Below are 18013 nucleotides of genomic sequence, written 5' to 3' on the forward strand. Positions count from 1 at the left end.
TATAAAAAACGGTGCCCGTGAGCACCGTTTTTTTATGGGCGCAGATCCGACCGCCGCCAATCCCTGTGGGAGCGAGCTTGCTCGCGAAGGCGTCGGCACATTCAACATCGCTGCTGGCTGATCCACCGCTATCGCGAGCAAGCACGCTCCCACAGGGGATCCCGGTTGGCTCTTGCTGAATGAGTCAGGGCCTGTAGAGATGTGCATGCCCGGCGCGGTATAGCGACGATTCGCTGAACACATCGTTACCCAGTACACGTCCCACCAGAATCAGCGCCGTGCGGCGAAAGCCCTTGGCCTGCACCTTCTCGATGATATCAGCCAGCGTCCCCGTCACCCAATCCTGATCCGGCCATGTCGCCCGATGAATCACTGCGATCGGGCAATCGACGCCGTAGTGGGGCAGCAGTTCGCCGACGATTTTTTCCAGATGATTGACCCCCAGGTGAATCGCCATGGTCGCCCCGTGTTGCGCCAGGCTGCTCAGTTCCTCACCAGCGGGCATCGCGGTTTTGTCCGCGTAACGGGTGAGGATCACGCTCTGGGAGATGTCCGGCAGGGTCAGTTCTGCGCCTAGTAAGGCGGCGCAGGCTGAGGTCGCGGTCACACCCGGGATGATCTCGAAAGGGATGCCCAATTCCCGCAGGCAACGAATCTGCTCACCAATGGCGCCGTACAGGCTCGGGTCACCGGAATGCACCCGGGCCACGTCCTGGCCGTTGAGATGAGCGGCCTTGATCAACTCGATGATTTGTTCCAGGTGCAGCTCGGCGCTGTTGACCACTTGTTCGGCACGATGGCCTTCCAGCACGGCGGCCGGTACCAGGGAGCCGGCGTAGATAATCACCGCGCAGCTGCGGATCAGCCGTTGGCCCTTGACGGTGATGAGTTCCGGGTCGCCGGGGCCGGCGCCGATGAAGTAAACGGTCATGACCGGCTCCTGTGAAAGATGGGTGAGCGTCGTCCAGATGAAGATCGCTCATGATCCTGGGCGCGGATTATCGGGATTTACGACGTGCGCGCCAATGCCAACGTGCTCATGGGGCCTTTTTGACGGGGAATCAGCAGCATCGCGGGCGTCGTGCCCATTTGGTCGGCCAGAGCCAGGGCGGCGCTTTCGGCGATGCCGTAGCACCCAGTCCGCTCGAAAGCGATCTCGGAGCGGTGACTGAGCCGCTCCCGATAATCGGCCAACTGCTCGGCGCTGAAGCAAGTCAGCGGCAGCGCCAGTTGTTCGGCCAGTTCCAGCAGGCCCGGTTCGTCACGCTTGAGGTCGATACTGGCCAGGGCTCGCACCTGATCAAGCGCAACACCGTGGGCCAGCAACGCCTGATCGAGCAATGCCCGTAACGTGCTGGCCGGGCAGCCGCGCTGGCAGCCAAGGCCGACCACCAGGATCGGCTCGCGGCTCATGCGTCGTGCTGGGCTTGACCGTCACGGCGAAACAGCCAGGCGCTGATCAGGCCGAGGGCCAGCCAGAACGCGACGTTGGTTACTTGCGAGGCGATCTTGAATTGGCTTTCCAGTGCTTCGGGCGCCAGCATCGAGTGGACTTCCGGCTGCGGTGCGCCGATGACATGGGGCACCAGCAACGTCGCCACCCCCAGCAACTTGAGCAGCCAGTGTTTGCCGAAGGCGATCAGGGCGATGCCCACCGCTGTGGACGCTGCGGTGCCGATCCACCACATCTGCCGCTGGGCCAGATCGGCCGCGGCGGTGCCGGGCAGCTCCGGTGGCAGACCGAGGGTCGGCGCCAGGACGAAGGTGGCATAACCGGCCAGGCCCCAAAGCAGGCCCTGGGAAGTGCGAGTCGGTGCGCGCAAGGTATACAGACCCGCCAGCATCAGGGCGAAACCCACCGCCACCACCAGGTTGCCGCCTGTGGTAGACAGTACGCGCTGCCAGCCGTCTTCCGGCTCCCAGGCTTCGGCATCGTGGGTATGGGCCACGCCGTCGGCGTGTTCATGGACCTCAGCCGCCGGGGCTTTTTCAAAGGTTTCGGCTTGAAGAATCAGCGGCGACACCCAGAAGCTTTGCAGGAGCGTCAGCAGCAGGGCGGCCAGCAAGCCGCTGAAACCAGCGGTCTGCGCGATACGCTTGATCATGTTGTCAGGTCTCAATGGCACGGGAAGGCGGCGCTGTGGCGGGTGTCGTGGGCGGCGTTGTGCACCGCTTCGATGTGGGAGAAACCGGCGAAATAGACCAGGCCGGCACCCAGGATCGAGGCCAGGATCGCGGCGCTCAGGCGTTGGCTCAAGGTGGTGGTGCTGCTGGCGGTGCGGGCGGTGCTGCTGATGGTCGACATGGCGCTTCCCTCTGTTCTTGTTCAGTGGGTTATTCGAGCGCAATGAAACCCCGGGCGAAAACCCGCCAAGGTTCGAACAGCGCCCGCCCACCGCGGGTTTGTTGATGCATGAGTCATGGGCCGGTCTCCGGGCTTGCGAGGGGCCGGGCTTGTGCCTGGCCTGCAAGCGTCACCTTCCCATGTCGACAGACACAGTGGTTCAGACGCTTCGCTCGCTTACCGTTGCGGGGGCAGCACCGGACTGACGTGGCTTTGAAGTAAAGCACACGATTCACCGGTTTCCCGTTTCACCCTGTGAAGGGCACCCGTAACTAGGCGCACAGGAGAGCATGAGCGGGGGCGGGGCGTCAATTGGCATGGGGTTTCCAGATTGACATCGAGTTGAACCCATCGCGAGCAGGCTCGCTCCCACAATGAATCGCGTCGGACACAACAGTTATGTTCAACAAGGATCAACTGTGGGAGCGAGCCTGCTCGCGATGGGGCCTATACATACACCGCTGAACGCTCTGGACATTGACCCGCCCCCACACCCTGCGTAGCCTTGCGCCTTCGAGGTTCTTCGGCATGCGCCGAAGCTAAGAAGGGAACGCGGTCCAAGCCGCGGCTGCCCCCGCAACTGTGAACGGTGCTGTTTCTGCAAGGCCACTGTGCATGCCCTGTTCCATCGGGCGCACGGGAAGGCGCAGCAATTGCCAGTCAATGACTGGCCCGCCGTCAGCCAGGAGACCTGCCTCGACACAGATTCTCACTACAACCGGGCGGGGTGATCCGGTGGCGAAATCTTCCGCGCACGCCTTGCCTGCGGTTGTCGTCCCGTTTGCCCGCCACTTTGCCAAGGGGCATCGGATGAAAACACTGGCCAAACTTCCCGTCACCATCGTCACCGGTTTCCTCGGCTCGGGTAAAACCACCTTGCTGAGGCACATGCTCGACAACGCCCAGGGCCGCCGTATCGCGGTGATCGTCAACGAGTTCGGCGAGTTGGGCATCGACGGCGAGATCCTCAAGCAGTGCTCCATCGGTTGCACCGAAGAAGAAGCCAACGGCCGCGTCTACGAACTGGCCAACGGTTGCCTGTGCTGCACGGTGCAGGAAGAGTTCTTCCCGGTGATGCGCGAGCTGGTGGCCCGGCGCGGCGACCTCGACCATATCCTCATCGAAACCTCCGGCCTGGCCCTGCCCAAGCCGCTGGTCCAGGCTTTCCAATGGCCGGAAATCCGCAGCGCCTGCACTGTCGATGCGGTGATCACCGTGGTCGACAGCCCTGCCGTGGCCGCCGGCACCTTCGCCGCGTTTCCCGACCAGGTCGACGCGCAGCGCAAGCTCGACCCGAACCTGGACCATGAATCGCCGCTGCACGAACTGTTCGCCGACCAGCTGGCCAGCGCCGACCTGGTGATCCTCAACAAAGCCGACCTGATCAGCCCTGAAGACCTGGCCAAAGTCCGCCTGGAAGTGGCCGAAGAGTTGCCACCGGCGGTCAAAGTCATCGAAGCCAGCAGCGGTCGCTTGCCATTGGACGTGCTGATTGGCCTGGGCGCTGGTTCCGAAGAACACATCGACAGCCGCCACAGCCATCACGATCATCACCATGACGGCGACGAAGACGACCATGATCATGACGCCTTCGACTCCATTTCCATCGAATTGCCCCAGGCCGACGAAAGCCTGCTGCTGGACGCACTGACGCAATTGGTGGTCCAGCACAGCGTACTGCGGGTCAAGGGTTTCGCGGCGATCCCGAACAAGCCGATGCGCCTGCTGATCCAAGGCGTTGGCACGCGGTTCGACAAGCATTTCGACCGCCAGTGGGGCGCCGATGAAGCACGGGTCACCCGTTTGGTGCTGATTGGCCAGGCACTCGATGCCGGGCTGCTTGAAGCGCAGTTGCGCGCCGCCCTCAGCGTCTAAGCCATGCACCTGCTCAGGACCCAGCCCGGTGGCTTTGTATCGGACGACAACATTGCCGACCTGGGGCAAACCCCCGCCGAGCTGGTGATCCTGTGCAGCGGCGATTCCAGCCTGGCGCTGCTGGCCGAAGCGGCCAGGCAGTTGCCGGACGACTACCCGCAGTTTCGCCTTGCCAACCCGATGCAGGTGCAGAACCACGCGTCGGTGGACCTGTATTTCGAAGACGTGCTGCGCCACGCCAAAGTCATCCTGTTGTCGCTGCACGGTGGCATCGGCTATTGGCGCTACGGCATCGAGCGTCTGATGGAGCTGGCCGGGCGCGGGGTGAAGCTGATCCTGGTGCCGGGGGACGATCGTCCGGACCCGGAACTCAGCGACCTGAGCAACGTGCCTTTCGAGGACCGCGACCGGCTCTGGCAGTTCTTGCGCCAGGGCGGGCTGGGCAATGCCCTGGACCTGTTTCATAACCTGGGCAGCCAATGGTTCGGTCGCGATTATCCGTGGGGGGAACCGCAAACCCTGCCGCGCACGGCGATCTACCATCCGAAAAAAACCAGCGCCGCCCTCGGCGACTGGCAAGCCGACTGGCAGGCCGATCGACCGGTGGCGGCGGTGCTGTTCTATCGCTCCCACCTGCAAGCGGCAAACACCGCGTTCATCGACGTGTTCTGCCAGCGCCTGCAAGTGGCGGGGCTCAATCCACTGCCGATTGCCGTGGCCAGCCTCAAGGAGCCCGGTTGCCTGGCATTGGTTGAAGATCGGTTGGATGAGGTCGAAGCCGCGGTGATCCTCAATACCACCGGCTTCGCCCAATCCAGCCCCGAAGCGCCGCATCTGCGGCCGTTTCGCCGCAATATCCCGGTGATCCAGGCGATCTGCGCCCAGGACAACGAACCCGGCTGGCGCGCCAGCGAGCAGGGCCTGGGGCCGCGGGACCTGGCGATGCACATTGCCTTGCCAGAACTGGATGGGCGGATCATCAGCCGCCCCATCAGTTTCAAGGACCTGGCTTGGCGCAGCGAGCGCAGCCAGAGCGATGTGGTCTGCTACCGGGCGGTGCCCGAGCGCATGGATTTTGTCGCCGAACTGGCCCGGCGCTGGACCACCCTGGCGCGCCTGCCCAACGCCGAAAAGCGCGTGGCGCTGATCCTTGCCAACTACCCGACCCGGGACGGGCGAATCGGCAACGGTGTCGGCCTGGACACCCCGGCGGCGGCGCTGAACATCCTGCGGGCCATGCAGGCCGAGGGTTATCCGCTGCCGGGCGAACTGCCGGCCAACGGCACTGCGTTGATCCAGCAATTGCTCGGCGGGGTCAGCAACGACCTGGACAGCCTCGACTTGCGCCCCTGTCACCAAAGCCTGGCCCTCGACGCTTATCAGGCCATGTTCGACGCGTTGCCGGAGGCCAATCGCCAAGCGGTGCTTGCGCGCTGGGGGGCACCGGACAAGGACCCGATGTATCGTGACGGTCGCTTGATGGTCGCCGGCCTGCGCCTGGGCATGACCTTCGTCGGTATCCAGCCGGCCCGTGGTTATCAAGTCGATCCGAGTGCGGTCTACCACGACCCGGACCTGGTGCCGCCGCACGGTTACCTGGCGTTTTATTTCTGGTTGCGCCATACCTACGGCGTCCAGGGGGTGATTCACGTCGGCAAGCACGGCAACCTCGAATGGCTGCCGGGCAAGGGCGTCGGGCTCTCGGAGAGTTGCTGGCCCGATGCATTGCTGGGGCCGCTGCCGAACATCTATCCATTCATCGTCAACGACCCGGGTGAGGGCGCCCAGGCCAAGCGTCGGACCCAGGCAGTGATCATCGACCACTTGATGCCACCGCTGACCCGCGCCGAAACCTACGGGCCGCTGCGTAACCTCGAGTTGTTGGCGGACGAATACTACGAGGCGCAGTTGCTCGATCCGCGCCGCGCCCGGGAACTGCAACGGGACATCCTGAACCTGGTGCGTGAGACGCACATCGACCGTGAGCTGCAACTCGATGCCGCGCTCGACAGCGATGCCGACGCAGCGATCTGGCTGCCGCGCCTGGACACCTATCTGTGCGATTTGAAGGAGTCGCAGATTCGCGACGGCCTGCATATTTTTGGTGAGTCGCCCAGTGGACGCCTGCGCATCGACACCTTGCTGGCGTTGTTGCGCATTCCCCGTGGCGACGGCAAGGGCGCGCAGTCGAGCCTGCTGCGGGCGCTGGCCAAGGCGTTCGGGCTGGGTTTCGATCCGCTGGATTGTGCCTTGGCCGAGCCTTGGACTGGCGACTGCCCCGAGGCGTTGCGCCTGGCCAGCGCCGAACCTTGGCGAACCGCCGGTGATACCCGCGAGCGCCTGGAGTGGTTCGCTGCACAGTTGATCGAGCAAGCGCTAAACGGTGAAGTGCCGCAACTCGATGCACCGGGCTGGGAGGTAGTCAACAGTATTATCGCGAGCCTGCGCAGCGTCGTGGCCCCGCGCCTGGACGCCTGCGGTCCGGCGGAAATGCGCGGCCTGCTCGATGCCTTGAGCGGGCGCTTCGTGCCGGCCGGGCCCAGCGGCGCGCCGAGTCGAGGGCGCCTGGATGTGTTACCCACCGGGCGCAATTTCTTCTCCGTGGACGTGCGCAACCTGCCTACCACCACGGCGTGGCGCATCGGTTTCCAATCGGCGAACCTGATTCTTGAGCGGCATTTGCAGGACCATGGCGATCACCTGCGTCAGCTCGGCCTGTCGGTGTGGGGCACTGCCACCATGCGCACCGGTGGCGACGACATCGCCCAGGCCATGGCGTTGATGGGCGTGCGCCCGGTGTGGGCCACCGGCAGCCAACGTGTCGATGACTTCGAGATTCTGCCGTTGAGCCTGCTGGACCGGCCTCGGGTCGATGTCACATTGCGCGTGTCAGGTTTTTTCCGTGACGCCTTCGCCAACCTGATCCGCTTGTTCGATGCAGCGGTGCAGGCCGTCGCCGCCCTCGATGAGCCGGACGACATGAACCCCTTGGCGGCCAAGGTGCGCAGCGAGCGCGAGGCCCTGCTGGCCTCGGGTCTCGAACCTGAGGTTGCGGCCCGCCAGGCCGGTTGGCGGATCTTCGGCGCCAAGCCTGGTGCCTATGGTGCGGGCGTGCAGGGCGCGATTGACGGTCGCTTGTGGCAGAGCCGCGAGGATTTGGCCGAGGTGTACCTGAACTGGGGCGGCTACGCCTACGGCGCCAGTGATGAAGGCAGCATCGCTCGGGATCAATTCTCCCGGCGCTTGAGCCAGGTGCAAGCGGTGTTGCAGAACCAGGACAACCGCGAGCACGACCTGCTCGATTCCAACGATTACTACCAGTTCCAGGGTGGCATGCTGGCAGCCGTGGAGACCCTCAGCGGTGCGGCGGCGGCCAGTTACCATGGCGATCACAGCCAGCCGGACCTGCCGAAGATCCGTACCCTGAAGGAAGAGCTCAACCGTGTCATCCGATCCCGCGCGGCGAATCCGAAGTGGATCGACGGGGTCAAGCGTCACGGCTATAAAGGCGCGTTCGAACTGGCGGCGACGGTGGACAACCTGTTCGCCTTCGACGCCACCACGCGGTTGATCGACGATCACCAGTACGCTTTGCTGGCTGATGCTTACCTGCTCGACCCGGATACCCGGGACTTCGTCCGCCAGCACAACCCCGATGCCCTGCGGGACATGACCGAGCGCATGCTCGAAGCGCAGCAGCGAGGGATGTGGCAGGAGCCGGGCGAGTATCGCCAGGCGCTGGAGAATTTGTTGTTGGACATCGAAGAAGATGGCTGACCTGCCTACTCGGCAGGCGAGACACAACCCCCCGCCACAAGTACTTTGTTCACATTGACGTTACCGACCACCCTTGAGAATTAGATATGACTGACACCCCGCATTTCCCGCTCTCCGCCGTGGTCGGCGCCGATGACTTGAAACTCGCCCTGTGCCTGGCCGCCATCGATCCGAAAATTGGCGGTGTGCTGATCGAAGGTCCGCGGGGCATGGCCAAGTCCACGTTGGCCCGGGGCCTGGCGGATCTGTTGGCCAGTGGTCAGTTCGTCACCTTGCCCCTCGGTGCCACCGAAGAGCGGCTGGTCGGCACCCTCGACCTGGACGCGGCCCTGGGAGAAGGGCGTGCGCAGTTCTCCCCGGGGGTGCTGGCCAAGGCCGACGGCGGCGTGCTGTATGTCGATGAAGTGAACCTGCTGCCCGATCACCTGGTGGACCTGTTGCTCGATGTGGCCGCCAGCGGCACCAACCTGATCGAGCGCGATGGCATTTCCCACCGGCATCCGGCACGCTTTGTGTTGATCGGCACGATGAACCCGGAAGAGGGTGAGTTGCGCCCGCAGTTGCTTGATCGTTTCGGTTTGAACGTGGCTCTCGACGGTCACACCGTTCCGGCTGAGCGCGGGCAGATCATTCGGCGCCGCTTGGATTTCGACAGTGCCCCGGCGGCGTTCTGTGCAGAGTGGGAGGTGGCCCAGCAACAGTTGCGCGAGCGTTGCCAGCAGGCGCGCAACCGCTTGGCCGCGATTGCCCTGGATGATGCGGCGCTGGCGCAGATTACCGAACGCTGTTTTGCCGCCGGGGTCGATGGCTTGCGCGCCGATCTGGTCTGGCTAAGGGCTGCCCGGGCCCATGCGGCCTGGCGCGGCGCCAGTGCGATTGCCGATGAAGACATCGATGCAGTCGCCGAGTTTGCCTTGCGTCACCGTCGACGCGGGCATTCTGCACCGACACCGTCCCAGGCGCCGCAAACGCCTGCCAATGCAACGGCTCAGCCCAACGAAGGCCAGGGCCAGTGGGGTGACTTGCCGGCCCAGGCACTGCCCACGGGGGCCCGACGTGAAGTGCCGAGCTGGCCAAAAAAGCCCTAGGCATTCGCCCCCGTTCACCGGCGGGGGCGAATGCCAGACCCCGTGCCGGACGACTCGACCAGGGCCGCCAGGGCCGTAGCAAAGCGACGGCCAGTGGTGCGGTGAATTGGCCAGGGACCTTGCTCAATGGCCGGCCGCGCCTGTACGAAGACCTGCGCTTTCACGGTCGCCATCGCTCGCCCCATCAATTGTGGCTGGTCATCGTCGATGCCTCGGCCTCGACCCGCCGACATCGAGCCCTCAGCGATGGCAAAGGCCTGCTGGCGCAACTGTTCGACGACGCCTACCGACAGCGCGCCCGCTTGGCCCTGCTGACGGCCAGCGGCACGCTGCCGAACTGGCAGGTGCAAGGGCTCAGGGCCTCCGCCGGCCTGCGGAGCTGGCTCGATGGCCTGGGCGCCGGTGGCGGTACGCCGTTGCTGGCGGCGCTGAACGAGGCTGGGCGCTGGTTAATGGCGCGGCGCAAGCGTTTTCCGGCAGAGCAACAGCGAGTATTGGTGATGACGGATGGGCGAGTGAAAGAAGGGCTGGCACTGCCCTCCATGGATTGCCCGTGCCTGTTGATCGACATCGAGCGCGGTCCGATTCGCCTGGGTCGGGCCCGGCAGTTGGCGGGGCGGTTGGGGGCTGAGTATCGGCATATTGATGAAGGGCTTTCTGGCTGAGATTTACTGGGCTCTATCGGGCTTCATCGCGAGCAAGCTCGCTCCCACATGGGTTGTGTTGTGAACACATAACTGCTTAACACCGAAGCCCCCTGTGGGAGCGAGCTTGCTCGCGATTAGCATCCCCTCGGTCCCGGATCTGCCCCCTTAACCCGGATCACTGCTCTATGCTCAGGCAGTCCCTCACAGGAGTGAACCATGCGCGTACTCGTCACCAACGCCCAGGACGATTTTCGGGTCAAGGCCTATGCCGGCACCAACGGCGTGCTGCTCGCCATGGACCTGGCCGAATCCCGGCGCAAGGGCTTGCTGGGTTTTGCCATCGAGAAGCAGCAGGGCGATAAACCCTGGCTGTTCCTGTTCAACAGCCTGACCTTCCCCGACAAGGCCCACACATTCCCCCAGTTCCACGCCACCCCCAGCGACAAGGCACCGTTGCAGAAATTTCGTTGGGCTGACTACGCCGTCAATCCCGGTGTGACAATGCACTATCGCGTGCACCTGGCCTATGGCAGCCCCGATGCGCCGCAATTGGGCGAATCTCTGGAAGTCACGGTCACCAGTGATGACGGGCAGCCGGCCAATCAGCGGGTCATCTTCAATCGGGCCGTGGCCGCCAGCCAGGCATTCCAGCGCAAGTTTCCCGAAGTGGACGCGTTGATCAGTGCCAACAAAAAACTCTCCATCGATGACTGGCCCGACGCGCCGCGCCGTTGGCTGGAAAATGGCTTGCTGGGGCGCTTGACCGGTTTTATCGACCGGGCCCTGGATGCCAGCTGGGCGCTGGATGTCGCCATCTATGAGTACGAACTGCCAGTGATCGTCGACGCGGTGACTGGCGCTCACGCTCGCGGCGCCCGGGTGAGGGTGCTCTACCACGCCGAGCCGGGAGACGACACCACGGCGCGCAACGAAGCCAGCCTCGAAAAAATGCCGGCGGCCAATAAGCGTGGACGGGTCACCCATAACATTTTCCACGATAAGTTCATCGTACTGAGCAAGGTGGATGGCAGTGGCTCATTGCAACCGCAAGCTGTGCTGTGCGGCAGCACCAACTTCACCGCCAATGGTGTCTACCGCCAGGCCAACGTCGTTCATGTGCTGGATGATTCTCGGGTGAGCACCAGCTACCTGCAGGTGTTCGAGCAAATTTGGGCCGAGCCTCAGGACGTCGATGCCACTCGCCAGTGGCTGACCCGTAACAACGCCATGGCACCGCAAGAGGCGTTGTTCGCCGGGTTCTCGCCGCGAACCGGGGAGGGCGACCTGGCCCGCTTCGTTGACATCATCAATGGCGCACGGAAGGACCTGCTGTTCGTCACTGCCTTTGTGTTGCCCGACCGCATCCTCGACGCCGTGCTCGGCCAGCCCAATGACGACGTGCTGCGCTACGGCCTGCAAAACACCAAGAGCCGCATCACCGGCTTTCACGCCGACCGCACCGCCGAATTCGCCGCCACCGCGCTGCTCAACACCGGTCTGGAAGGCTGGCTCAAGGAAAACATGAAAGGCCAGAAGGGCAACCTGCTGGTGCACACCAAAGCCATCGTCACCGACTTCACCAGCGACACGCCGACGATCATCAGCGGCAGCCACAACCTGAGCGCCGCGGCCAGCAGTGGCAACGACGAGAACTATCTGATCATCCAGGGCGACACCGACCTGGCCGACCGCTATGGCCTGGAACTGCTGCGTTTCTATGAACACTACCGCTTTCGCTACTTCGCGAAAAAACTCGCCCTCAAGCAGGTCAAGCCCCTGGCGGTGGACGACAGTTGGAGCGATGACTATTACCGCGATGGGGATCTGCGGATGTTGTCCAGGGTGAGGTTTTGCGGGCGTTAGGTGCAGCAGTTATCCGGTGATAGCATAGGGCTACCTATCAGCCAGGAAGCTGTCATGAGTCTCTGTCACGGAATGTCCGGTTTACTGCGCATCAGTGTCGCGATCCTGTTGTTGGCCCTGGGTACTTCGGCCGTCGCCGCCAATCAACCGTGTTCCGGACGCAAGGGCGGGATCGCCGGGTGTGATGGCGATACCTTCCTGTGTAACGACGGCTCCATCAGTGCCTCGAAGAAGTCCTGTTCTGCTGTGCTGGGGCTGCGCAATGAGGCTCGACCGCAGTCGTTGCTCAAATCCTCCGACGGTTGCCAATGTGGCACTGGCAATTACTGCGTCGGGCCCCGGGGTGGGGTCTATTGCCTCACGCCTGGCGGTAGTAAGAGCTACAAGCGCAAATAGGCCAGGAACACCACCGAACCATTGTGGGAGCGAGCTTGCTCGCGATGGCGTCAGGTCAGTCAGCATTTTATTGACTGATACACCGCTATCGCGAGCAAGCTCGCTCCCACAGGTTATCCATTTACCATTTCAGAGTGGCTCCGTTTCGGTGCGTCGGGCGCGTTGAGTACTCGACTTGGGGCCCTATTACCCGTTACTCGTGGCCAACGGTAGCAACAGCATTCGCGCGCAGACGCTGCTGTCCGCAGGCCGGTTTTTCCCATCCCCCTGATTTTCTTCACTTTCCATTTTCCTCTCCCATGGCTCTCAAGCCTGTGGCACACTTTCTGCTGTCTATTCCGTTGTTACATACTATGTTCCGGTATAGCGGAATAAACTCACTCTGGAGTGCTTGCCATGCAACGCCGACCTTCCTTGTTCAAAGCGTGTGTTTTTCTCTTCGCGGCCACGACGGCTGCCATGGGTGTCGCCCAGGCGGCCGACAGCAAGCTGGACAGCGTGCTGCAGCGTGGGAAATTGATCGTGGGCACGGGCAGTACCAATGCGCCGTGGCACTTCCAGGGAGCGGATGGCAAGTTGCAGGGTTTTGATATCGACATTGCGCGGATGGTCGCCAAGGGCCTGTTCAATGACCCGGAAAAAGTCGAGTTTGTGGTGCAGTCTTCTGATGCGCGCATTCCCAACTTGCTGACCGACAAGGTCGACATGAGCTGCCAGTTCATCACCGTCACCGCCAGCCGTGCCCAGCAAGTGGCCTTCACCTTGCCGTACTACCGCGAAGGCGTGGGCTTGCTGCTGCCGGCCAACAGCAAGTACAAGGAAATCGAAGACCTCAAGGCCGGTGGCGACGGTGTCACCGTGGCGGTGCTGCAGAATGTCTACGCCGAAGAGTTGGTGCACCAGGCATTGCCCAAGGCCAAGGTCGACCAGTACGACAGCGTCGATTTGATGTATCAGGCGGTGAACTCCGGTCGCGCCGATGCTGCCGCCACCGACCAGTCCTCGGTCAAGTATCTGATGGTGCAGAACCCTGGTCGCTACCGCAGCCCGGCCTACGCCTGGAGCCCGCAAACCTATGCCTGTGCGGTCAAGCGTGGCGATCAGGACTGGCTGAACTTCGTCAACACCACCTTGCATGAAGCCATGACCGGCGTGGAGTTCCCGACATACGCAGCGTCGTTCAAACAGTGGTTCGGCGTCGAGCTGCCATCGCCAGCGATCGGTTTCCCTGTCGAATTCAAATGACCCTGTGAGCCCGGGGCGCCACTTTCGGGCGCCCCGTTGAAGGTACTGTCGACCATGAATTATCAGTTGAACTTTGCCGCCGTCTGGCGCGATTTCGACACCTTGCTGGCGGGGCTTGGCCTGGGGCTGTCCCTGGCGCTGGTGTCGATCGCCATCGGTTGCGTGATCGGCCTGGCGATGGCGTTCGCGCTGCTCAGCAAACACCGGGTCTTGCGGGTGCTGGCATCGGTGTATGTCACGGTGATCCGCAATACGCCGATCCTGGTGCTGATCCTGTTGATCTACTTCGCCTTGCCGAGCCTGGGCATCCGCCTGGACAAGCTGCCGTCGTTCGTCATCACCCTGTCGCTGTACGCCGGGGCGTACCTGACCGAAGTGTTCCGTGGCGGGCTGATGAGCATTCACAAGGGCCAGCGGGAAGCGGGGCTGGCCATCGGCCTGGGTGAGTGGCAGGTGAAAGCCTACGTCACCGTACCGGTGATGCTGCGCAACGTGCTACCAGCCTTGTCGAACAACTTCATCTCGCTGTTCAAGGACACCTCCCTGGCGGCGGCGATTGCCGTGCCGGAGCTGACCTATTACGCCCGCAAGATCAACGTGGAGAGCTACCGGGTGATCGAAACCTGGCTGGTGACCACGGCACTGTATGTCGCGGCCTGTTACCTCATTGCCATGGTGCTGCGGTATTTCGAGCAGCGCCTGGCGATCCGCCGTTAGGAGTGTCCCATGTACGAATCCCCCAGTTGGTTGCATGAGTTGTGGGTCGCCCGGGACACCTTGTGGGCTGGTTTCCTGACCAGTGTGCAGTGTTCGGTGCTGGCGATTTTGTTGGGCACCTTGATCGGCCTGGTCGCCGGGCTGGTGCTGACTTACGGGCGGACCTGGATGCGCGCGCCGTTTCGTTTCTATGTCGACCTGATTCGCGGTACGCCAGTGTTCGTGCTGGTGCTGGCCTGCTTCTACATGGCCCCGGCGCTGGGTTGGCAGATCGGCGCGTTCCAGGCCGGTGTCCTGGGCCTGACGCTGTTTTGTGGTTCCCACGTCGCCGAGATCGTGCGCGGGGCCTTGCAGGCTTTGCCGCGCGGGCAGATGGAGGCGAGCCGGGCCATCGGCCTGACGTTCTTCCAGGCGTTGGGCTACGTGCTGTTGCCCCAGGCCTTGCGGCAGATCTTGCCGACATGGGTCAATTCCTCCACCGAGATCGTCAAGGCCTCGACCCTGCTGTCGGTGATCGGCGTCGCCGAACTGCTGCTCAGCACCCAGCAGATCATCGCCCGGACCTTCATGACCCTGGAGTTTTACCTGTTCGCCGGGTTTCTATTTTTCATCATCAATTACGCCATCGAATTGCTCGGGCGGCACATTGAAAAGCGGGTGGCCTTGCCATGACTGACGTTTCGAATCTCTCCCAAACGGAGCTCTCCAACACCCAGCCGCTGCTGGACATTCGCGGTCTGCGCAAGCAATACGGCCCGCTGGAAGTGCTCAAGGGCGTGGACCTGAGCATGCAGCGCGGCAACGTCGTCACGCTGATCGGCTCCAGCGGCTCGGGCAAGACCACGCTGCTGCGCTGCGTCAATATGCTGGAAGAGTTCCAGGGCGGGCAGATCATGCTCGACGGCGAGTCCATCGGCTATGACGACATCGACGGCAAGCGCGTGCGCCATCCCGAGAAAGTCATCGCCCGGCACCGTGCGATGACCGGCATGGCCTTCCAGCAATTCAACCTGTTTCCCCATTTGACCGCGTTGCAGAACGTCACCCTGGGCCTGCTCAAGGTGAAAAAACTGCCCAAGGACGAAGCGGTGGCGCTGGCCGAGAAATGGCTGGAGCGGGTTGGCCTGCTGGAGCGCCGTGATCATTTTCCCGGTCAGTTGTCCGGCGGCCAGCAGCAGCGCGTGGCCATTGCCCGGGCGATTGCCATGAACCCCAGCCTGATGCTGTTCGATGAAGTGACCTCGGCCCTGGACCCGGAACTGGTGGGCGAAGTGCTCAACGTGATCAAGGGCCTGGCCGAAGACGGCATGACCATGTTGCTGGTGACCCACGAAATGCGTTTTGCCTTCGAGGTGTCGGACAAGATCGTGTTCATGAACCAAGGCCGGATCGAAGAGCAAGGGCCACCCAAGGAACTGTTCGAGCGGCCGCAATCGCCGCGTCTGGCGGAATTTCTCAAGAACACGCGTTTTTAACTTTCTATTCAACAAGGAGATAACCCATGAGCATTACCCGATACGGCACCGGCAGTACCGCAGGCGGCGGTCAGCCCCGGCCCTTCGCCCGCGCCGTGGAGGCTGACGGCTGGCTGCACGTATCCGGCCAGGTGCCGGCGGTGAACGGCGAGATCATCGTCGGCGGGATCGTCGAGCAGACGCACCAGACCATGAAGAACCTGGTCGCCATTCTCGAAGAGGCCGGATACGGCCTGGAGGATGTGGTGCGCTGCGGCGTGTGGCTGGAAGACCCGCGGGATTTCTGGAGTTTCAACAAAGTGTTCGGCGAATACTTCAGCCCGGAACACGCCCCGGCCCGGGCCTGCGTACAGGCCAGCATGATGGTCGATTGCAAGGTCGAGATCGATTGTGTGGCATACAAGAAGAAGTGATCATTGATCGTTCCCACGCTCTGCGTGGGAAGCCGCCATGGACGCTTCGCGTCCGCTGTCGATGTGACGCAGAGCGTCACGGGATGCATTGCCCACGCAGAGCGTGGGAACGATCAGGAATACTGAGATGACCGAAGACACCATCAAGCGCCGGGCCCGGGGATTGGATCGGGCGTTCGATATCCTCGATTTCCTCAAGGAAATCGGCCAACCGCTGCGTCCGAACGACATCGCCAGCGGCATCGGCAGCCCCAAGTCCACGGTCTATGAACTGGTGGCGTCGCTGCTGGAGCGACGCATCCTCGAACCCGTGGGCAAGGACGGTCACGTCTATCTGGGCCGCCAGTTGTACTTTCTCGGGCAGGCGCACCTGCGGCATTTCGACTTGAGCCGCGAGGCCGATCATGCGCTGCAGGAGATCGTCAGCCAGACTCGCGAAACCGCACAGATGTGCCTGCTCAACGGGCGCAAATACACAGTGGCGCTGATGAAGGAGGGTGAGCGGCATTTTCGTATTTCATCGGACATCGGTGAAAACGCGCCAATCCCCTGGACGGCGTCCGGACGCCTGTTGCTGGCGCATTTGAGCGACCAGCAGATCGTCGACCTGATCGACCCTGATGATTTCATCCTGCCGGACGGCGAGCGCCTGCCCCTGGAGCAGTTTCTCAAGGAAATTCGTCAGGCTGGCCTCGATGGTTTTTTTTCCTTCGACAGCGTGGCCGACACCTTCACCCATTGCTTCGCCGCGCCGGTCAAAGACCCCAATGGCGTGGCCATCGCGACCCTGTGCATCGTCGCCCCACGGGCCGACGCCAAGAACAATTACGCCGACTACCGCCGGGTGCTGATCGAAAGCGCCAACAACCTGGCCCGGCGCATCAATGAATAGACAGCCGCGCTGCCTGTGAGGAGTTTGAACATGTCTTCTACCATTCATAACGCTGCCGTGGAGAAGGGTGCTGCCACCGTCGGCGCGCATTTGCTGCGGGACGTCAGCTTGCCGGCGCTGGTGCTGCACCGCGCGGCGCTGGAGCACAACATCCGCTGGATGCAAACGTTCGTCAGTGACAGCGGTGCCGAACTGGCGCCTCACGGCAAGACCAGCATGACCCCGGCGCTGTTTCGCCGCCAGCTCGAGGCTGGCGCCTGGGGCATGACTCTGGCCACTGCCGTGCAGACCCGTGCCGCTTATGCCCACGGCGTGCGCCGGGTACTGATGGCCAATCAACTGGTGGGCGCGCCGAACATGGCGTTGATCGCCGAGTTGTTGGCCGACCCGGCGTTCGAATTTCATTGCATGGTCGATCATCCCGACAACGTGGCTGACCTGGGCGCGTTCTTTGCCACGCGTGGCGTGAAGCTGAACGTGATGATCGAATACGGCGTGGTCGGCGGCCGCTGTGGCTGCCGGAGCGAGGCCGAGGTGCTGGCCCTGGCCGAGGCGATCCGGGCGCAACCGGCGCTGGCATTGACCGGTATCGAAGGCTACGAAGGTGTCATCCACGGTGACCACGCCATCAGCGGCATTCGCGCGTTCGCCGCGTCTCTGGTGCGGTTGGCGGTGCAGTTGCAGGACAGCGGCGCGTTTGCCATCGACAAACCGATCATCACCGCCTCGGGATCGGCCTGGTACGACCTGATCGCTGAATCCTTCGAAGCCCAGAATGCCCACGGGCGTTTCCTCAGCGTGTTGCGTCCCGGCAGTTACGTGGCCCATGACCATGGCATCTACAAGGAGGCGCAGTGCTGTGTGTTGGAGCGACGCAGCGACCTGCATGAAGGCCTGCGCCCGGCCCTGGAAGTCTGGGCCCATGTGCAATCGCTGCCGGAGCCGGGTTTTGCGGTGATCGCCTTGGGCAAGCGCGACGTGGCCTACGACGCCGGATTGCCGGTACCGCTCAAGCGCTACAAGCCCGGTTCAGATGGGGTGGCAGGTGACGACGTGAGCGGTTGCAAGGTGACGGCGGTGATGGACCAGCATGCGTTCATGAGCGTGGCGCCAGGGGTTGCGTTGCGGGTCGGGGACATCATTTCGTTCGGTACTTCCCATCCGTGCCTGACGTTCGACAAGTGGCGGGTGGGGTGTCTGGTGGATGAGCAGTTGCGGGTGGTGGAGAGCATGGAGACTTGTTTCTAAGGCTTGAGACCGAGTCGCGGCTATCGCGAGCAA

General features: G+C 62.9%; 17 protein-coding genes, 1 pseudogene and 2 riboswitches. Of the genes and pseudogenes, 14 read left to right on the forward strand and 4 right to left on the reverse strand.

What is annotated here, in order from left to right:
• Positions 1-44: 44 nt before the first annotated feature.
• Positions 45-155: pseudogene (locus SGN16_RS10520) on the forward strand (metal ABC transporter ATP-binding protein); the annotation flags it as partial.
• Positions 156-184: 29 nt separating this feature from the next.
• Here SGN16_RS10520 and cobM read toward each other — a convergent pair.
• The 4 genes from cobM to SGN16_RS10540 form a co-directional block, all read right to left on the reverse strand.
• Entirely contained in the window at positions 185-931 is a 747-nt protein-coding gene (gene cobM, locus SGN16_RS10525) for a precorrin-4 C(11)-methyltransferase (RefSeq protein WP_335943953.1), read from the reverse strand.
• 77 nt (positions 932-1008) lie between these two features.
• Positions 1009-1413, reverse strand: coding sequence for a cobalamin biosynthesis protein (locus SGN16_RS10530; protein ID WP_335943954.1), 405 nt, complete (start codon positions 1411-1413; stop codon positions 1009-1011).
• Positions 1410-2105 (reverse strand): CbtA family protein, encoded by a 696-nt coding sequence (locus SGN16_RS10535; RefSeq protein ID WP_210643885.1) that lies wholly within the window; start codon positions 2103-2105, stop codon positions 1410-1412. The genes SGN16_RS10530 and SGN16_RS10535 overlap by 4 nt, the downstream gene beginning before the upstream one ends.
• Positions 2106-2116: 11 nt before the next feature.
• Positions 2117-2305, reverse strand: a complete 189-nt coding sequence (locus tag SGN16_RS10540) for a CbtB-domain containing protein (protein WP_014338677.1) — start codon at positions 2303-2305, stop codon at positions 2117-2119.
• Positions 2306-2405: 100 nt separating this feature from the next.
• A riboswitch (cobalamin riboswitch) is annotated at positions 2406-2629 on the reverse strand.
• Positions 2630-2843: 214 nt separating this feature from the next.
• Positions 2844-3058, forward strand: a riboswitch (cobalamin riboswitch).
• A gap of 96 nt (positions 3059-3154) precedes the next feature.
• Between SGN16_RS10540 and cobW the strand changes: the two genes are divergently transcribed.
• The 13 genes from cobW to SGN16_RS10605 all read left to right on the forward strand — a co-directional run bounded on the left by cobW (position 3155) and on the right by SGN16_RS10605 (position 17980).
• Complete coding sequence (cobW, locus tag SGN16_RS10545; RefSeq protein WP_210643887.1) at positions 3155-4219, forward strand: cobalamin biosynthesis protein CobW; 1065 nt, start codon at positions 3155-3157, stop codon at positions 4217-4219.
• A 3-nt stretch (positions 4220-4222) separates the two neighbouring features.
• Positions 4223-7996: a cobaltochelatase subunit CobN gene (gene cobN, locus SGN16_RS10550; protein WP_335943955.1), complete on the forward strand. Its 3774-nt coding sequence runs from the start codon at positions 4223-4225 to the stop codon at positions 7994-7996.
• An 86-nt stretch (positions 7997-8082) separates the two neighbouring features.
• Positions 8083-9084 carry an AAA family ATPase gene (locus SGN16_RS10555; protein WP_210643890.1) on the forward strand — a complete coding sequence of 334 codons (1002 nt, stop codon included), beginning with the start codon at positions 8083-8085 and terminating at the stop codon, positions 9082-9084.
• 101 nt (positions 9085-9185) lie between these two features.
• Positions 9186-9749 (forward strand): VWA domain-containing protein, encoded by a 564-nt coding sequence (locus SGN16_RS10560; RefSeq protein WP_335943956.1) that lies wholly within the window; start codon positions 9186-9188, stop codon positions 9747-9749.
• Between the two features lie 198 nt (positions 9750-9947).
• Positions 9948-11594 (forward strand): phospholipase D-like domain-containing protein, encoded by a 1647-nt coding sequence (locus tag SGN16_RS10565; RefSeq protein WP_335943957.1) that lies wholly within the window; start codon positions 9948-9950, stop codon positions 11592-11594.
• Between the two features lie 54 nt (positions 11595-11648).
• Complete coding sequence (locus tag SGN16_RS10570) at positions 11649-11990, forward strand: hypothetical protein (RefSeq protein ID WP_210643896.1); 342 nt, start codon at positions 11649-11651, stop codon at positions 11988-11990.
• A gap of 396 nt (positions 11991-12386) precedes the next feature.
• Positions 12387-13235: a transporter substrate-binding domain-containing protein gene (locus SGN16_RS10575; protein ID WP_210643898.1), complete on the forward strand. Its 849-nt coding sequence runs from the start codon at positions 12387-12389 to the stop codon at positions 13233-13235.
• 54 nt (positions 13236-13289) lie between these two features.
• Positions 13290-13952 carry an amino acid ABC transporter permease gene (locus SGN16_RS10580; protein WP_092327511.1) on the forward strand — a complete coding sequence of 221 codons (663 nt, stop codon included), beginning with the start codon at positions 13290-13292 and terminating at the stop codon, positions 13950-13952.
• Positions 13953-13961: 9 nt separating this feature from the next.
• Complete coding sequence (locus SGN16_RS10585; RefSeq protein WP_335943958.1) at positions 13962-14624, forward strand: amino acid ABC transporter permease; 663 nt, start codon at positions 13962-13964, stop codon at positions 14622-14624.
• Positions 14621-15427 (forward strand): amino acid ABC transporter ATP-binding protein, encoded by an 807-nt coding sequence (locus SGN16_RS10590; RefSeq protein ID WP_210643900.1) that lies wholly within the window; start codon positions 14621-14623, stop codon positions 15425-15427. Before SGN16_RS10585 ends, SGN16_RS10590 begins: the two co-directional genes overlap by 4 nt.
• Positions 15428-15453: 26 nt before the next feature.
• Positions 15454-15840, forward strand: coding sequence for a RidA family protein (locus SGN16_RS10595; protein WP_134923748.1), 387 nt, complete (start codon positions 15454-15456; stop codon positions 15838-15840).
• Positions 15841-15967: 127 nt separating this feature from the next.
• Complete coding sequence (locus SGN16_RS10600) at positions 15968-16732, forward strand: IclR family transcriptional regulator (protein WP_003182813.1); 765 nt, start codon at positions 15968-15970, stop codon at positions 16730-16732.
• A gap of 30 nt (positions 16733-16762) precedes the next feature.
• Positions 16763-17980, forward strand: coding sequence for an amino acid deaminase (locus SGN16_RS10605; RefSeq protein ID WP_335943959.1), 1218 nt, complete (start codon positions 16763-16765; stop codon positions 17978-17980).
• Positions 17981-18013 lie beyond the last annotated feature (33 nt).

The organism is Pseudomonas sp. G166, from assembly GCF_037027455.2.
Lineage (GTDB): Bacteria > Pseudomonadota > Gammaproteobacteria > Pseudomonadales > Pseudomonadaceae > Aquipseudomonas.

Excerpts from the sequence above, each read along its gene's own strand:
- cobM (WP_335943953.1), bottom strand. The coding sequence starts at position 931 with ATGACCGTTTACTTCATCGGCGCCGGCCCCGGCGACCCGGAACTCATC.
- SGN16_RS10530 (WP_335943954.1), bottom strand. The coding sequence starts at position 1,413 with ATGAGCCGCGAGCCGATCCTGGTGGTCGGCCTTGGCTGCCAGCGCGGC.
- SGN16_RS10535 (WP_210643885.1), bottom strand. The coding sequence starts at position 2,105 with ATGATCAAGCGTATCGCGCAGACCGCTGGTTTCAGCGGCTTGCTGGCC.
- SGN16_RS10540 (WP_014338677.1), bottom strand. The coding sequence starts at position 2,305 with ATGTCGACCATCAGCAGCACCGCCCGCACCGCCAGCAGCACCACCACC.
- cobW (WP_210643887.1), top strand. The coding sequence starts at position 3,155 with ATGAAAACACTGGCCAAACTTCCCGTCACCATCGTCACCGGTTTCCTC.
- cobN (WP_335943955.1), top strand. The coding sequence starts at position 4,223 with ATGCACCTGCTCAGGACCCAGCCCGGTGGCTTTGTATCGGACGACAAC.
- SGN16_RS10555 (WP_210643890.1), top strand. The coding sequence starts at position 8,083 with ATGACTGACACCCCGCATTTCCCGCTCTCCGCCGTGGTCGGCGCCGAT.
- SGN16_RS10565 (WP_335943957.1), top strand. The coding sequence starts at position 9,948 with ATGCGCGTACTCGTCACCAACGCCCAGGACGATTTTCGGGTCAAGGCC.
- SGN16_RS10570 (WP_210643896.1), top strand. The coding sequence starts at position 11,649 with ATGAGTCTCTGTCACGGAATGTCCGGTTTACTGCGCATCAGTGTCGCG.
- SGN16_RS10575 (WP_210643898.1), top strand. The coding sequence starts at position 12,387 with ATGCAACGCCGACCTTCCTTGTTCAAAGCGTGTGTTTTTCTCTTCGCG.
- SGN16_RS10580 (WP_092327511.1), top strand. The coding sequence starts at position 13,290 with ATGAATTATCAGTTGAACTTTGCCGCCGTCTGGCGCGATTTCGACACC.
- SGN16_RS10585 (WP_335943958.1), top strand. The coding sequence starts at position 13,962 with ATGTACGAATCCCCCAGTTGGTTGCATGAGTTGTGGGTCGCCCGGGAC.
- SGN16_RS10590 (WP_210643900.1), top strand. The coding sequence starts at position 14,621 with ATGACTGACGTTTCGAATCTCTCCCAAACGGAGCTCTCCAACACCCAG.
- SGN16_RS10595 (WP_134923748.1), top strand. The coding sequence starts at position 15,454 with ATGAGCATTACCCGATACGGCACCGGCAGTACCGCAGGCGGCGGTCAG.
- SGN16_RS10600 (WP_003182813.1), top strand. The coding sequence starts at position 15,968 with ATGACCGAAGACACCATCAAGCGCCGGGCCCGGGGATTGGATCGGGCG.
- SGN16_RS10605 (WP_335943959.1), top strand. The coding sequence starts at position 16,763 with ATGTCTTCTACCATTCATAACGCTGCCGTGGAGAAGGGTGCTGCCACC.